Here is a 16,061-nt window from a genome sequence, read left to right as displayed (position 1 = left end):
GGCGCGCATGCATGGCGCCCGATTCAGCCGCCGATATACGACATTTCCACTTTCTTTTTACCAGGCTCAAGCGCGCCGCCCGGCAAGGCGGTCTGGCTGGTGCGCAATTGCGAATAGCGGTCGCCGCGGCCGCGCCACAAGTGCGCCACGGCCGAGGAGATTTCTTCGTCGCTATGCCCGCCGCGCAGCAGGCTGCGCAAGTCGTGGCCGCTGCTGGCGAACAAACAGGTATACAGCTTGCCCTCGGTTGACAGGCGGGCGCGGCTGCAGTCACCGCAGAAGGCCTGCGTGACGCTGGAAATGAGGCCGATTTCGCCACTGCCGTCCATATAGCGCCAGCGCGCCGCCGTCTCGCCCGTGTAGTTCGGGTCGATGGGCAGCAAGGGCATGTGCGCGGCGATGCGCCGCACGATGTCGGCCGAAGGGATGACTTCCTGCAGGTTCCAGCCGTTCGAGGCGCCCACGTCCATGAATTCGATGAAGCGCAGGATGTAGGGCGTGTCCTTGAAGTGGCGCGCCATGGGCACGATTTCGCGCTCGTTCATGCCGGCCTTGACCACCATATTGATCTTGATCGGCCCCAGGCCCGCCTGGTGCGCGGCATCGATGCCGTGCAGCACGTCGGCGACGGCGAAATCGACGTCGTTCATGCGCTTGAACGTGGCGTCGTCGAGCGAGTCGAGCGAGACGGTGACGCGGTTCAGGCCCGCATCCTTCAAGGCTTGCGCTTTTCTGGCGAGCAAGGAACCATTGGTCGTCAGGGTCAGGTCCAGCGGCCGGCCCGACGGCGTGCGCAGGGAGGCCAGCATGGCGATGAGCTTTTCGATATTCTTGCGCAGCAAGGGTTCGCCGCCCGTCAGGCGTATCTTTTCCACGCCGTGGGCGACGAACAGGCGCGCGATGCGCGTGATTTCCTCGAAGGACAGCAGATCCGTGTGCGGCAGGTAGGCGTGGTTCTTGTCGAACACGTCCTTCGGCATGCAATACACGCAACGGAAATTGCAGCGGTCGGTGATCGAGATGCGCAGGTCGTGCAGGGGCCGGCCCAGGCGGTCGGCGACATGGCCGCTGGGGCTTTCCAGCCGGTCCGGTATCGCCGGGGCGCCATTGCGGGCCTCGGCGAGGAAAATGATCTTGTCAGCCATGAAGGTGATGCCAGTTACCAGTTACGTTAAGTCGTTCAAGGCAGATACGATAGCACGAGGCCGAAGATGGCACAGGCGAGCAGCAGTTTTATCGTTCCTGTTTGATATTTTATCAGCGCCACGCCGGCCGCCAGCGCGATGGCGATGGCCAGCCAGTCCCACTGTGGCAGCGGGTGTTCTTGCCAGAAGACATGGCGGCCAAAGAACAGGGCCAGGCTGGCGATCACGCCCACCACGGCGGCCGATATCGCGTTCAGCGGCGCGTTCAGGTGCAGGTTGCCGCGCGTGGCCTCCACCAGCGGCGCGCCGGCCAGGATGAAGATGAACGAAGGCAAGAAGGTAAACCAGGCCGCGACGACGGCGCCGCCGATGCCGGCCAGCCACAGGTGTTCGCCGAGCACGGCGTGGCTCCAGCCGCCCACGAAGCCGATGAAGGCGACGATCATGATCAAGGGGCCGGGCGTGGTTTCGCCCAGTGCCAGGCCATCCATCATCTGCGCGCTGCTGATCCAGTGGTAGTGCTCGACGGCGCCCTGCACCAGGTAGGGCAGGACGGCATAGGCGCCGCCGAACGTGAGCAGGGCCGCCTTGCTGAAAAACACGCCCATCTGCGCCAGCGGCTGCTCGCGTCCGCCCAGCATGGCCAGCGCCGACCAGGCCAGCACGCCCAGCGCGAGGCCCAGCGCACTCGTGACAAGCAGGCGCGTCCACGTGAAGCGCGCATGCGCAGGCGTCGGCGTCTGGTCGTCGATCAGCGCGGGGCCATGGCGCACGGCGCTGCCATGCGCGCCGCCCTTGCCATGGAATTGCCCTGGCAACAGGTAGCCGCCGATGACGCCCAGCACGGCGGCACCGAATACGATCAGTGGAAATGGCAGCCGTAGCGCGGCGATGGCGACAAATGCGCCCGCCGCAATGGCGATCAGGCCGGGACTGCGCAAGGTGCGCCGGCCCAGGCGCCAGGCGGCCGCCACGACGATGGCGACGACGGCCGGCTTGATGCCGTACAGGATGCCGGCGATGGCGCTGACATGGCCGTAGGCCATGTAGAGCCAGGACAGGACGATCAGCAGCAGCAGCGAGGGCAGCAGGAACAGCAGTCCGGCCACGATGCCGCCGCGCGTGCGGTGCATCAGCCAGCCGATGTAGATGGCCAGCTGGGTCGCTTCCGGCCCCGGCAGCAGCATGCAGTAATTGAGCGCATGCAGGAAGCGCTGCTCGGAAATCCAGCGCCGCTTTTCCACCAGTTCCGCATGCATCATGGCGATCTGGCCGGCCGGGCCGCCGAAACTGACGCAGCCCAGCTTGAGCCAGTACCAGAAGGCGCTGCGCAGGCTGACGGGGGACGGAGGCGTGGTAGTGGGGTTCTCGTGCATGGCGGCTGGCTGGCGAGTGGACATAAAAAAGGGGAAGCCTGAGCTCCCCCTTTCATCATTGACGGCTGGGCGAACCCGGCGCGCTTATGGACGCTGCGTGTTGACCTGGATCAACGGCTCGTCCGATTGTGGCGGCAATGGCTTGCGCTCGCGCGGCTTGCGCACGGGAGCGACGGCCTTGGCCGCAGCTTCACGTGCCAGGCGCAGTTTTTCCGGATCGGTGGCGGCCAGGGTCAGGCCGGCCGAACCGAGTACCGCGTTCAAGTCCAGTGGCGCCGCCACGGCGGCGGCAGGAGCAGGAGCAACTGCGGGCGCCGGCGCCGGCGCGGCAGCCACGGGAGCGGCTTCCACGACGGCAGGTGCTGCTTCAGCTGTTGGCGCTTCCTCGATCACGGCGATGGCTTCCACCAGCGGCGCAGCTTCCACCACTGGCGCGGCTTCCACGACGGCGACAGGCACGGCTTCGACGATGATTTCCGCAGGCGCAGGCGCAGCGTCCGTTTTCTCGGCAAAGCTGTACTCGGCAACTGGTGCCGGTTCGGCAGCGGCTGGTTCAGCTTGTGCTGCAGCAACGACTGCCTCAACAGGGGCTGCCGGCACGATCACTTCAGCAACTGCTGCGGCGTCAGCGGCAGGAGCGGCTTCTTCGGTCTTGGCGATGTCCGCGACCTTGGCCACTTCATGCACTTCAACCACTTCAACCACTTCAGCCACGACGGCTGGCGCAGCGGCGGCAGCTTCCACTGGCGCAGCAACGGCGATGACAGCGGCGGCAGCCACGATGGCGACTGGCGCAGCATCGGCAGCGGCGGCCGCTTCCGGCGCCGGAGCGACCGTGAAGCTGATCGCCGGTGCGTCCTGGCCTTCGTTGTCGCCGTTTGCCGATTCGATCAGCTCGCCCGTTTCGCGGTCGCGGCGGTTGCGGTTGCGGCCGCCACGGCGACGGCGGCGGCGCGGTTCTTCGCCTTCCACGTCGTTTTCCGTCTCTTCGCCTTCAGGACCGGCATTCGCCGGCGCTTTCAGCAGGTTTGCCGGTGCGGCGTCGGATTCCGGGCCGTTGGATGCCACGACCACGGTGACGGCGCTGGCGGTGGCGCCAAGCAGGGCCAGTTCGTCAGCTTTCACTTCAGCAACAACAGCCTTGTCGGCGCGGGGTTCGCGCGCTTCGCGTGGCTGGCGCGGCGGACGTTCGGCGCGTTCCGGGCGCTCTGCGCGCTCAGGACGCTCGCCGCGCTCGCGTGGTGCGGCCGTTGCATCGCCAGCTTCACGCGGTTCGCGTGGCGGACGCGGCGGGCGTGGCGGACGGGCCGCCTTTTCCAGTGCCTCGGCTTCCTTGGCTGCATCATCCTGGGCTGGTCGGCCCTGGCCCGGTTCGCGCTCTTCGCGGCCCGGCTTGCCGTTGCGGCCACGGCCACGCGGGCCACGGCTGTTGCGGTCGCCGCGGTCGGCATTGCCGGCCGGTTTGACGGGAGCGGCAGGGGCGGGGGCCGGAGCCGGTGCGGCCGGGGCGCCCGTGAAGAAGCTGATGATCTTGGCGATCAGGCCTTGCGGCGCGGCAGGCGCGGCGACAGGCGCCGGCTTGACTTCGACGGGCTTGCGCTCGACCATCGGGGCCGGCTGGTCAGGGGTGATCGTCTTGACGACGGCTTCCTGGCGCGGCTTGGCTTCTTCCTTCTGGCGCTTGCTGTAGGCCATGTCGGTTTCAGCGCTTTCGGCCAGGTTGTAGCTGGCCTGGCTGTCTTCCAGACGCGGATCGTCGTGCTTGATGCGTTCGAGCTTGTAGTGCGGCGTTTCCAGATGCTTGTTCGGGATCAGGATCACGGCGATGCGGTGGCGGTTCTCGATCTTCAGCACTTCGCCGCGCTTTTCGTTGAGCAGGAAGGCGCCCACGTCCACGGGCACCTGCACGTGGATGGTGGCCGAGTTTTCCTTCATCGCCTCTTCCTGGATGATGCGCAGCACCTGCAGGGCGGACGATTCCGTATCGCGGATGTGGCCGGTGCCGGAGCAGCGCGGGCACGTCACGTGCGAGCCTTCGGACAGCGAAGGGCGCAGGCGCTGGCGCGACAGCTCCATCAGGCCGAAGCGGGAAATCTTGCCCATTTGTACACGGGCACGGTCATGGTGCAGCGCATCTTTCAAGCGCTGTTCCACTTCGCGCTGGTTCTTCGCCACTTCCATGTCGATGAAGTCGATGACGATCAGGCCGCCCAGGTCGCGCAAACGCAGCTGGCGGGCCACTTCCTCGGCCGCTTCGCAGTTGGTGTTGAAGGCGGTCGTCTCGATGTCCGAGCCGCGCGTGGCGCGCGCCGAGTTGACGTCGACGGAGACCAGCGCTTCCGTATGGTCGATGACGATGGCGCCGCCCGATGGCAGCGGCACGGTGCGGCTGTACGCCGTTTCAATTTGATGCTCGATCTGGAAGCGCGAGAACAGCGGCACGTCGTCGCTGTAGCGCTTCACGCGGTGCACCATGTCGGGCATCACGTGGCTCATGAACTGGTGCGCCTGGTCGTAGATCTCGTCGGTGTCGATCAGGATCTCGCCGATGTCGGGCTGGAAGTAGTCGCGGATGGCGCGGATGACGAGCGACGATTCCTGGTAGATCAGGAAAGCGCCGTTGGCCGACTTGCCGGCGCCTTCGATGGCGCGCCACAGTTGCATCAGGTAATTCAAGTCCCACTGCAGTTCATCGACGTTGCGGCCGATGCCTGCCGTGCGGGCAATGACGGACATGCCAGCAGGCAAGTCCAGTTTATCCATGGTTTCGCGCAATTCCTGGCGCTCTTCGCCTTCCACGCGGCGCGATACGCCACCGCCACGCGGGTTGTTCGGCATCAGGACCAGGTAACGGCCGGCCAGCGAAACGAAGGAGGTCAGGGCGGCGCCCTTGTTGCCGCGCTCTTCCTTTTCCACTTGCACCATGATTTCCTGGCCTTCGCGCAGCGCTTCCTTGACGGAAGCGTTACGCACGTCGACGCCTTCACGGAAATACGTGCGGGCAACTTCCTTGAACGGCAGGAAGCCGTGGCGGTCTTCGCCATAGCTGACGAAGCACGCTTCGAGCGAAGGCTCGATGCGCGTGATCACGCCCTTGTAGATGTTGGATTTGCGCTGTTCGCGCCCGGCTGTCTCGATATCGATGTCGATCAGTTTTTGTCCGTCGACAATCGCTACGCGCAGTTCTTCTTGCTGCGTGGCATTAAACAACATGCGTTTCATTTTTATAACTCCGCGACCCGTAGGCCATCTCAAAGCCGCTTCCGGGGAAGCGGCGAAGTACAGGGATATATGCGAGAACGGGAGTGCTGGCGGGGGAAATGCCCAGGCGTGCGGAGCAACAACGCGTACGAGGTATACGTTACGGCCGCAACAGGCGCGGTGAGGTCGATCGTCATGCCGAGTGCACGGGACACTTGCAACTCATCTGAAACAGCCCGGATGCCGGGGGCAGAGAATGCAAGTGGTCAGCAAATTCAGAGCCAAATCGTAAGCAGGCTCATTACAGGGATCGCGATGGCGAGGCTTGGCCTCAGCCTATTCATCGACAACCTCAGGTGGCCGCATACGGGGTTTGGCGAAAACGGCAAGCGTTATCAACTTCATCAACCCGCGAGCCCGACTCGATAAGTCGCGCTAACGGGTACTTATCCTTATAATCCCACACTCACTTCAGCATCTCCACGCCTTATCCGATTACAACTACGGTGCAACCTTGATTCGCGCGGGGATGGTGCATATACATTTTTTTCCACCGAATTTGCAATTTGGCGAGGCCGGTGGAGACGCCCCTGTGTAAAATGTGCTTTTATTCTTACACTCGCAGCAGCCAGGGCCGCAGCAAAAACAATTATATATTCAAAATGAAGGACTTAGAGAGATTTCTGGGAAGACATAGTAAATGAAGAGTCAAAATGATGTTGTTCCCCCTTCAACACCCCCGGTTCAGCCGCAAGCCCAATTCGTCACGATCGCTGAAGAAGAAGCAGGCCAGCGTATTGACAACTACTTATTAAGAGTGTGCAAGGGAGTGCCTAAAAGCCACATCTACCGGATCTTGCGATCGGGAGAAGTACGGGTGAATAAAGGCCGTATCGATCAGCTGTACCGTCTTGCCGCCGGCGACGTGGTGCGCATTCCACCGGTGCGCGTGGCGGAAAAGGCGCCCACGGGCGCGCCGGCCGCCGAATTTGCCATCATCTTCGAAGATGCGCAGCTGCTCGTCATCGACAAGCCGGCCGGCGTGGCCGTGCACGGCGGCTCGGGCGTGTCGTTCGGCGTGATCGAGCAATTGCGCGCCTCGCGCCCCGACGCCAAGTTTTTGGAACTGGTGCACCGCCTCGACCGCGACACGTCCGGCTTGCTGTTGCTGGCAAAGAAACGTTCGGCCTTGACGAACTTGCACGAGCAGATGCGCGACGGCGTCACGGACAAGCGCTACCTGGTGCTGGTGGCGGGCGACTGGAAGAATGCGCGCCAGCATATCAAGCTGCCGCTGCATAAATATACGACGGCCGAGGGCGAACGCCGGGTGGCCGTGCAGGCCGATGGACTGGCATCGCACACGGTGTTTTCGCTGTTGCATAAATATCACAATTTCGCCCTGCTGGAAGCGGAATTGAAGACGGGCCGCACGCACCAGATCCGCGTGCACCTGTCCTCGTCCGGCTTCCCCATCGCCGGCGACGATAAATATGGCGACTTCGCCCTCAACCGTGCGCTGTTGAAGGCCGACAGCACGCGCGGCGCCCTCAAGCGCATGTTCCTGCACGCGCACCAGATCACGTTTACGCATCCGGAAACGGGCAAGACGATGACCCTGAACGCGCCGCTGGCTGCCGAATGCCAGCGTTTCTTGGTAAGCTTGGGCAAACCATTGGCTGTTGCCGCACGATAAATCCATCGCGTGCGCGACGCTACTCACAAGGTAGTCAGTCGCCATCATTCATTTTCAAGGAGCCGGCGACTATGTCGTCGGGAAACATGGCAAGAAAGCAATTTGATCTGATCGTCTTCGATTGGGACGGTACCTTGATGGACAGTACCTCGACCATCGTCAAGTGTCTCCAGGCATCGGCCAAAGACCTGGGCTTGCCTGTTCCCACCGACCTGCTCGCCTCGCACGTGATCGGCCTGGGCCTGCAGGAAGCGATGCAGCTGGTGATGCCCGACGTGGAGCCGAAATACCATGCGCGCATGGTGGAGCGCTACCGTTATCACTATCTGTCGCGCGACCATGAGCTGATCCTGTTTCCCGGCGTGCAGGAGATGCTGCAGGACTTGTCGCAGCACGCGTATTTCCTCGCCGTCGCCACGGGCAAGAGCCGGGTTGGCCTGAACCGCTCGCTGAATGCCGTCAAGCTGCTGTCCCTGTTCGACGCCACGCGTTGCGCTGACGAAACTTTTTCCAAGCCCCATCCGGCCATGTTGCAGGAAATCACGCGCGAATTGGGACAGGATATCCGCCGTACCGTGATGATCGGCGATACCAGCCATGATTTATTGATGGCAAGCAATGCCGGTGCGGCCGGTATTGCCGTAGAGTATGGTGCGCATCCGGTGGAACAGTTGCAGGCTTGCAAGCCACTGTACTCGGCCGCCACGGTGGCCGATTTGCATCAATGGCTGAGCGAGAACGCATGATGAGCGATGTCGTGGAAATATTGATCTGTCCCGCCGAGGCGGTGGCCGAGGGCGGCAAGGGCGTGCGCTTTCCCGTGCTGGCCGGCGGCGAAGCGACCACCGGCTTTGTCGTGCGCTATGACGGCACGGTTTACGGTTACCTGAACCGCTGTGCCCACGTGCCGATCGAGCTGGACTGGGCCGAAGGCGAGTTTTTTGAATCGAGCGGCCTGTACCTGATGTGCTCGACGCATGGCGCCATCTATGTGCCCGATAGCGGTTTTTGCGCGGGCGGCCCCTGCAAGGGCGGCCGCTTGCGTCCGATTCCCGTCGCCGAGCGCGACGGCCAGTTGTACTGGCAGGCGGACGACTATGTCAGGCCCGTGCCGGCGTGATGCCAGGCGCTGGCTTTTTTGCAATTTAAGCAAAGTGAACTATGAGCGATAACACGAATGACAAGCTGGACACTGGTGCGGCAGCCGGCAACGGCGCCCCCGCCGGCCATTGGGAGCGCGAGGTGCTGGAAAAGCTGGTGTTTGCCACCTTGCAGGAGCAGCGCGCGCATCGCCGCTGGAGCGTCTTCTTCAAGGTGTTCAGCCTGTTGATCGTGTTGTTCGCCCTGTGGGTGTTCTATGACTACAACAGCACCGACGACGGCGAGACCCTGGGCCGCCATACGGCCCTGATCGACATCAGCGGCGCCATCGAGTCCGAAGGCAGCGGTTCGGCCGGCGTGGTCATCCCCGCGCTGGACAAGGCGTTTTCCGACAGCGGCTCCGTGGCCGTGGTGTTGCATATTAATAGCCCGGGCGGCAGCCCCGTGCAGGCGGGCATGATCGTCGATGAAATCGTGCGCCTGCGCAAGGGCTATCCGGACAAGCCTTTATATGTGGTGGTCGACGAAATGTGCGCCTCGGGCGGCTATTACATCGCGGCCGCCGCCGACCGCATCTACGTCAACAAGGCCAGCGTGGTCGGCTCCATCGGCGTGCTGATGGACGGCTTCGGCTTTACGGGCGTGATGGACAAGGTGGGCGTCGAGCGCCGGCTGCTGACGGCCGGCGAGAACAAGGGTTTCATGGACCCGTTCAGCCCCCTGACGGAAAAACACAAGGCCCACGCGCAGGGCATGCTCAATGACATCCACCAGCAATTCATCGAGGTGGTGCGCGCCGGCCGTGGCAAGCGCCTGAAGGAAACCCCGGATACCTTCTCCGGCCTGTACTGGACGGGGGCCAAGGCCGTCGAGATGGGCCTGGCCGACGATTTCGGCACGGTCGACAGCGTGGCGCGCGATGTCGTCAAGGCGGAAGACATCGTCGACTACACGCAGCATGAAGGCTTGCCCGAGCGGGTGCTGAAGAAATTCGGCGCGGCCATGGGCGCGGGGGCCATGAAGGCGGCCGTGCAGCAGGCACAGCCGGCATTGCGTTGAAGATATCTCTCGTAATAACTTGGCAAGCCAATCGAGAATGATTTTCAATAAGATGGTGATTTGCCTTGAAAATCGACCCGCTTGGGCTATAGTGGAAGGGTAGTTCTTTTCAAGGAGGGGCGATATATCTACTATGTTGTCAGTACTAACTTGATGGGCAGGTCCTGGAACTACTCGCCGTATCGCAGATGCGGTTTTGAGTGAATTTACATTCCTCACTAAAGTCCCGATGGGGCTTGGGAACGGCGGCGCAATGCCGCCGTTCCCTTTTGGCGCATCGTGTGCGTCGATGTCCTGCCGCCGCCACGCGGCCGCCCGGCATGACGCGACGCGAGGGAAGAAGTGCCAGGCATGCGGGAACCAGGCATGTCTGGCGCGGTTCAGCCTTCATTCAGGCGGGGCAGTCGTTGCAATGCGCAGGCAAGATCGGGGTGGCGGATGGCTTCGCCTGCGCTGTCGTCTCCTTTGGCATGGCTTGCGCCGCGACCGTTTGCTGCGCAAGCGCAGGCAGGCCCGGCATTTCCACGTCCTCGTCTTCACGGGCAAAGCCGCCATCCGCCAGCCAGCACATGAAATGGCATTGCGCCTCGGCATGCCAGCGGACCTGGCTGGCGGCGCAGGCCGGCGCTTGCGTGGCCGGCGCGTCCGCACCAAGCGCCGGCAAGTCGCCGCGCCAGCGGGCCACGCCCAGTTTGACTTTATGCATCGCGCTCTGTTCGATGGCGATACGGGTGCGCATCTCGTCGATGCTGCCTTGTAAGGCAATGGTGTCGATGTGCTGCATACGATGTCCTTGTGAGGTCGTGGGTGGTTACTGCCATTATTCCTAAAGTACGTTAGGCGGATTCCTAACGAAGTTTCAGTCTAACAATGCAATATTCCGAGCGCTTGACATATCTCAAAGGAACCAACCGTTCGTGCTGAAAACAGGCATTGTATTTTGTCGCGCATCTGCATCGGGCGCCGCGCCGGCGCCGCATGCGGCGTCTTCACCTGGCTAGCCGCATCTGTTAAAGTCACGCCCATGAGTAAATTATCCCTAGACCGCATCCTGCAATCGCAGGGCTTTGGCACCCGCAAATATTGCCGTTCCCTCATCGACGATGGCGACGTCGTCATCGATGGCGTGACCCAGACCAATTACCGCACTACCGTCGAGACCGAAGGCCTGGTATTGCACGTCTTCGAAGAAGAGTGGGCCTACCGCGAGCGCCTGTACCTGGCCCTGCACAAGCCCGCCAACTTCGAATGTTCGCGCAAACCGAGCCACCACCCCGGCGTGCTGACCCTGCTGCCGGAACAGTTCAGCTGGCGCGAAGTGCAACCCGTCGGCCGGCTCGACCACGACACGACCGGCATGTTGCTGATGTCCGACGATGGTGCATTTATCCACGCACAATCGTCGCCGAAGCGGCACGTTCCGAAGATTTACCAGGCCACCACGCAAGAGCCGGTGACCGATGAACTGGTGGCGCTGCTGCTGGCCGGCGTGCAATTGCATGACGAGCCCGCACCGCTGGCGGCCCTCGTTTGCGTCAAGCGCGGGGAATTCCAGCTGGAAATCGTGCTCGAGCAAGGTAAATACCATCAGGTCAAGCGCATGCTGGCCGCCGCCGGCAACCATTGCAGCGGGCTGCACCGTTCCGCCATCGGCAGCCTGACCCTGGAGTCGCTGGGCATCGCCGAAGGCGAGTGGTGCTACCTGACCCCGGAGCAGATCGCCCTCCTGGCATAACTCCTCCTGAGCGCCGAAGCCGGGTTTTCCCGGCTTTTTTGCGTATTTGGCCTCCACTGCCTGCATTTGACGAAGTTTTCCGTACATGAAATTAGCTACACTGAAGGACGGCACGCGCGACGGCCAGCTGGCCGTTGTCTCGCGCGACCTGAAAACGGCCCACCTGGCCGACGGCATCGCCCCCACCCTGCAAAAGGCGCTCGACGACTGGAGTTTCATTTCCCCGCAGCTGGACTTGCTGTACCAGACCATCAACAGCGGCCGTGGCCATCGCGCCTTTGACTTCGACCCCGCGCACTGCATGGCGCCCTTGCCACGCAGCAGCCTGCGCGTGGCCGGCGCAGCCTACCTGCAGCAGATCGAGCGCGCCTGCAAGGCCGCCGGCCTGGAGGCGCCCGCCAAGCTGCGCGAGGCGCCGCTGATGTACCAGGGCGCCAGCGACGACTTCCTGGGCGCCCACGACGACATCAGCCTGGCGCACGAGCAGTGGGGCATCGACTACGAGGCCGGCATCGCCGCCATCACGGACGACGTGGCCATGGGCGCCACGCCGGACCAGGCGCACCTGAACATCAAGCTGTTGATGCTGGTCAATGACGTCACCCTGCGCAGGCTGGCGCCCGACGAGCAGGCCGGCGGCTACGGTTTTTTGCAGGCGAAACCGGCCATGGCCTGCTCCCCTGTCGCCATCACGCCCGACGAACTGGGCGACGCCTGGCGCGGCGGCAAGGTGCATTACGCCGTGCGTTGCAGCCTGAACGGCAAGTTGACGGGCCAGCCCCACGCCGGCGCCGACATGGCCTTCAATTATCCGCAGTTGCTGGCCCACCTGTGCCGCACGCGCCAGGCCCGCGCCGGCAGCGTGGTGAGTGCGGGCGGTATCGCCAACAAGGAAGTCAAGAAGGGATTTTCCAGCATCGTTGAGCGACGTAACCAGGAGATGATCGCCGATGGCGTCGCCAGCACGCCGTATTTGCTGTTTGGTGATGTTGTTCGTTTGGAAATGCTGGGCGATGACGGCAAGTCGCTGTTTGGCGCGATAGAACAGACTGTGAAACAGGCCGAGGCGCGCAAGTCCCGCTAAGGTTACTGGAGAGTAAAGGAAATACAGGGGATTTGCCCCCCTGTTCCGCCGATGGCGCGCGCCCGCTTGAACCGATAATGCGTCATGCCCAGTCCGTATTGCGCCTAGCCAGGCCGCGGGACTTCACCGGAGTTGATTGATGTCGGAAGACAGCGACGCAGAAAAGACCGAAGCCGCGTCACCGAAGCGCCTCGAGCAGGCGCGTGAGGAAGGCGACGTTCCGCGATCGCGCGAAGTGGCGACGTTCACGGTGCTGATGGCGTCCGGCTGCTGCCTGTGGTTTGCCGGCGACGCCATCGTGCGCCGGCTGACGGCCGTCATGGTGTCCGGGCTGTCGCTGGACCGGGAACAGATACTCAATCCCGATGCGATGATGCTGCGCATCGGCTACGACGTGGGCTCGGTCTTGCTGACCTGCCTGCCGTATGCGGTGGCCATCATGGTCGTCGCGCTGGCGTCGCCGCTGCTGGTGGGCGGCTGGCTGTTCAGCTCCAAGGCATTTACCCCCAATTTTGGCAAGCTCAACCCGATTCGCGGCCTGGGCAATATGGTGTCGAAGAATGCGCTGGTGGAATTGCTCAAGGCCATCGCCAAGACCATCGTCGTCGGCATCGTCGCCTGGATGGTCATGCAGCATCACAAGGACGCGGTGCTGGGCCTGTCCGTGGAATCGCTGCGCGCCGGCTCGGCTCACCTGATCAGCCTGCTGATCAGCGCCTTCTTGATCATCGTCGGCGCGCTGGGCCTGATCGCCGCCATCGATGGTCCGTACCAGATGTGGCACTACGCCAACAAGATGAAAATGACCCTGCAGGAAGTCAAGCAGGAAGCCAAGGAATCGGACGGCAATCCGCAGATCAAGCAAAAGATCCGCCAGATGCAGCACGAGATGTCGCGCCGCCGCATGATGGCCGACGTGCCGACCGCCGACGTGGTGGTGACGAATCCGACGCACTACGCGGTGGCGCTCAAGTATGGCGAGAATTCGCGCGGCGCGCCGCAGGTGGTGGCCAAGGGCATCGACGAGGTGGCGGCGAAGATCCGCGAACTGGCCGGCGAACACAAGGTCGCCATCCTGGAAGCGCCGGCGCTGGCGCGCGCGCTGTACCAGCACACGGACATCGGCGATGAAATTCCCGAGGCGCTGTACGGCGCCGTGGCCGAAGTGCTGGCCTATGTGTTCCAGCTGCGCAGCTACGGCAGCGGCCATGGCCAGCGCCCGGACAAGCCGAAGAAACTCGACGTGCCGCCCGAGCTCGACCCGCTCGACCCCGCATCGCAGACCAAAGCCGCGGCGGACGCGGCAAACAAGAATAAAGGAAGCACACCATGAACGGCCTGACCATGCCAGCCTGGCTCAGCGGATTGAAAGGCAACGCCAGCAAGGGCATCGCCGCGCCGGTCATCATCATCATGCTGCTGGCGATGATGGTGCTGCCGCTGCCGGCCTTCATCCTCGACATTTTCTTCAGCTTTAATATTGCGCTGTCCATCATCGTGCTGCTGACGGCGCTGTACACGGTCAAGCCGCTCGACTTCATGGCCTTTCCGACCATCCTGCTGGTGTCGACCATGCTGCGCCTGTCGCTGAACGTGGCCTCCACGCGCGTGGTGCTGACGGAAGGCCATACGGGCGCCGACGCGGCCGGCAAGGTGATCGAAGCCTTCGGTCACTTCTTGATTGGCGGCAATTACACGGTCGGTATCGTGGTGTTCATCATCTTGACCATCATCAACTTTACCGTCGTCACCAAGGGTGCGGGCCGTATCGCCGAGGTGGGCGCCCGCTTCGCGCTGGACGCCATGCCGGGCAAGCAGATGGCCATCGATGCCGACCTGAACGCGGGCCTGGTCGGCGAGGACGAAGCGCGCCGCCGCCGCACGGAAGTGGCGCAGGAAGCGGAATTCTACGGCGCCATGGACGGTGCCAGCAAATACGTGCGCGGCGATGCCATCGCCGGCATCATGGTCACCGTGATTAACATCGTGGGCGGCTTGCTGGTGGGCCTGATCCAGCACGACATGGGCTTTGCCGATGCCTTGAAGAACTACACGCTGCTGGCCATCGGTGACGGCCTGGTGGCGCAGATTCCTTCGCTGATCATTTCCACGGCGGCCGGTATCGTCGTCTCGCGCGTGGCCAGCGAACAGGACATCGGCACCCAGCTGGTGGGGCAATTGTTTGCGAAACCGCAAGTACTGTATATTACTGCCGGCATCATCGGCGGCATGGGCCTGATTCCCGGCATGCCGAACATGGTCTTCATCCTGCTGGCGTCGCTGCTGGCCGGCTGCGCCTACCTGATCAGCAAGAAGCGCGCACAAGCGAAGGAGGCGGCCGAGAAGCCGGCCGAGGTGCCGCAAGCCACCATGGCGCCTGAGCAGGAAGAAGCCAGCTGGCAAGACATCATGCCTGTCGACACCCTGGGCCTGGAAGTGGGCTACCGTCTGATTCCCCTGGTCGACAAGAGCCAGGGCGGTGAATTGCTCAAGCGTATCAAAGGCATCCGCAAGAAATTCGCGCAGGAAGTGGGCTTCCTGGCGCCGCCCGTGCATATCCGCGACAACCTGGAATTGAAGCCGTCGGCCTACCGCATCACGCTCAAGGGCGTGGAAGTGGGCACGGGCGAGGCGTTCAATGGCCAGTTCCTGGCGATTAATCCCGGCATGGCCAGCGGCAGCCTGCCTGGCGTGGCCACCAGCGACCCCGCGTTCGGCCTGCCGGCCACCTGGATCGAGGCCAGCCTGCGCGACCAGGCGCAATCGATGGGCTACACGGTGGTCGATGCGGGCACGGTGGTCGCCACGCACCTGAATCACCTGATCACGTCGCATGCGTCGGAGCTGCTGGGCCGGGCCGAGGTGCAATCCCTGCTCGACCACCTGGGCAAGGATGCGCCGCGCCTGGTGGAAGACCTGGTGCCGAAGATGCTGTCGCTGTCGACCTTGCAGAAAGTGCTGCAGAACCTGCTCATGGAAGGCGTGCACATCCGCGACATGCGCACCATCATCGAAACCCTGGCCGAACATACCGTGCATACGCAGGATGCCAACGACCTGACGGCGCTGGTGCGCGTGGCCCTGGGCCGCGCCATCGTGCAGCAACTGTTCCCCGGCGCGGCCGAGCTGTCCGTGATGACCCTGGACAACCGCCTGGAACGCCTGCTGATGCAGGCGCTGGGCGCCGGCGGCGACGGCGCGGGCATCGAGCCTGGCCTGGCCGACACCATCGCCCAGCAGGCTGGCCTGGCCGCGCAGCAGCAGGAAGCGCTGGGCCTGACGCCGGTGCTGCTGGTGCCGGCCCCGCTGCGCGCCCTGCTGTCGCGTTTCCTGCGCCGCGCCTTGCCGCAGCTCAAAGTGCTGTCGCATGCGGAAGTGCCGGAAACCAAGACGATCCGCGTCACGGCGCTGGTGGGCGCGCAGTAGTGGACATAGTTAATGCCGGGGTCAGACCCTCCACACCGCCAACATGAAGGTCATCGCCAAGGTGCGAGGGGGACTCGGCGTCCCCGTCTGACCCCAGATGTCGTTAGCGTTAGTGGGGGACTGACCCCAGCCCTTGCTTTTGGTCAAATAAACATCAATTTCCTGCCGGCAAACTGAATAACGGGGACTTTCCCGTCCTGTTCCTTCGATCATTTCCAGCAAGCATCGCTAATAATGG

General features: G+C 63.2%; 12 protein-coding genes. 8 read left to right on the top strand and 4 right to left on the bottom strand.

What is annotated here, in order from left to right; genetic code table 11:
- Positions 1-23: 23 nt before the first annotated feature.
- The 3 genes from moaA to AC3RCJ_RS23635 form a co-directional block, all read right to left on the bottom strand.
- Positions 24-1,145: a GTP 3',8-cyclase MoaA gene (gene moaA / locus AC3RCJ_RS23645; protein ID WP_492964721.1), complete on the bottom strand. Its 1,122-nt coding sequence runs from the start codon at positions 1,143-1,145 to the stop codon at positions 24-26.
- A gap of 35 nt (positions 1,146-1,180) precedes the next feature.
- Positions 1,181-2,521 (bottom strand): chromate efflux transporter, encoded by a 1,341-nt coding sequence (chrA, locus tag AC3RCJ_RS23640; RefSeq protein WP_492964720.1) that lies wholly within the window; start codon positions 2,519-2,521, stop codon positions 1,181-1,183.
- 84 nt (positions 2,522-2,605) lie between these two features.
- The gene (locus AC3RCJ_RS23635) at positions 2,606-5,743 is read right to left on the bottom strand and encodes an Rne/Rng family ribonuclease (protein WP_492964719.1); all 3,138 of its coding nucleotides are present in this window, start codon (positions 5,741-5,743) and stop codon (positions 2,606-2,608) included.
- 679 nt (positions 5,744-6,422) lie between these two features.
- Between AC3RCJ_RS23635 and AC3RCJ_RS23630 the strand changes: the two genes are divergently transcribed.
- The 4 genes from AC3RCJ_RS23630 to AC3RCJ_RS23615 all read left to right on the top strand — a co-directional run bounded on the left by AC3RCJ_RS23630 (position 6,423) and on the right by AC3RCJ_RS23615 (position 9,578).
- The gene (locus AC3RCJ_RS23630) at positions 6,423-7,418 is read left to right on the top strand and encodes an RluA family pseudouridine synthase (protein ID WP_492964718.1); all 996 of its coding nucleotides are present in this window, start codon (positions 6,423-6,425) and stop codon (positions 7,416-7,418) included.
- An 86-nt stretch (positions 7,419-7,504) separates the two neighbouring features.
- The gene (locus tag AC3RCJ_RS23625) at positions 7,505-8,164 is read left to right on the top strand and encodes an HAD-IA family hydrolase (RefSeq protein WP_492964717.1); all 660 of its coding nucleotides are present in this window, start codon (positions 7,505-7,507) and stop codon (positions 8,162-8,164) included.
- Positions 8,161-8,538: a Rieske (2Fe-2S) protein gene (locus AC3RCJ_RS23620; protein WP_492964716.1), complete on the top strand. Its 378-nt coding sequence runs from the start codon at positions 8,161-8,163 to the stop codon at positions 8,536-8,538. The genes AC3RCJ_RS23625 and AC3RCJ_RS23620 overlap by 4 nt, the downstream gene beginning before the upstream one ends.
- A gap of 41 nt (positions 8,539-8,579) precedes the next feature.
- Positions 8,580-9,578 carry a S49 family peptidase gene (locus tag AC3RCJ_RS23615; protein WP_492964715.1) on the top strand — a complete coding sequence of 333 codons (999 nt, stop codon included), beginning with the start codon at positions 8,580-8,582 and terminating at the stop codon, positions 9,576-9,578.
- Between the two features lie 391 nt (positions 9,579-9,969).
- Here the strand turns inward: AC3RCJ_RS23615 and AC3RCJ_RS23610 are convergent, their stop codons facing one another.
- The gene (locus AC3RCJ_RS23610; protein WP_492964714.1) at positions 9,970-10,362 is read right to left on the bottom strand and encodes a hypothetical protein; all 393 of its coding nucleotides are present in this window, start codon (positions 10,360-10,362) and stop codon (positions 9,970-9,972) included.
- 240 nt (positions 10,363-10,602) lie between these two features.
- On the opposite strand from AC3RCJ_RS23610, the gene AC3RCJ_RS23605 reads away from it, so the two are divergent.
- The 4 genes from AC3RCJ_RS23605 (at position 10,603) to flhA (ending at position 15,823) form a co-directional block, all read left to right on the top strand.
- Positions 10,603-11,313 carry a pseudouridine synthase gene (locus AC3RCJ_RS23605; RefSeq protein ID WP_492964713.1) on the top strand — a complete coding sequence of 237 codons (711 nt, stop codon included), beginning with the start codon at positions 10,603-10,605 and terminating at the stop codon, positions 11,311-11,313.
- Between the two features lie 85 nt (positions 11,314-11,398).
- Positions 11,399-12,397 carry a fumarylacetoacetate hydrolase family protein gene (locus tag AC3RCJ_RS23600; protein WP_492964711.1) on the top strand — a complete coding sequence of 333 codons (999 nt, stop codon included), beginning with the start codon at positions 11,399-11,401 and terminating at the stop codon, positions 12,395-12,397.
- Positions 12,398-12,536: 139 nt separating this feature from the next.
- On the top strand, positions 12,537-13,730 hold the full coding sequence (flhB, locus tag AC3RCJ_RS23595; protein WP_492964709.1) for a flagellar biosynthesis protein FlhB: 1,194 nt from the start codon (positions 12,537-12,539) through the stop codon (positions 13,728-13,730).
- Positions 13,727-15,823, top strand: a complete 2,097-nt coding sequence (gene flhA / locus AC3RCJ_RS23590; RefSeq protein WP_492964708.1) for a flagellar biosynthesis protein FlhA — start codon at positions 13,727-13,729, stop codon at positions 15,821-15,823. The genes flhB and flhA overlap by 4 nt, the downstream gene beginning before the upstream one ends.
- The last annotated feature ends 238 nt before the right edge of the window (positions 15,824-16,061 follow it).

Source organism: Janthinobacterium sp. GW822-FHT07H11 (assembly GCF_058798615.1).
Note: the sequence above shows the minus strand (reverse complement) of the source record. Positions and strands in the feature narration are given on the sequence as shown.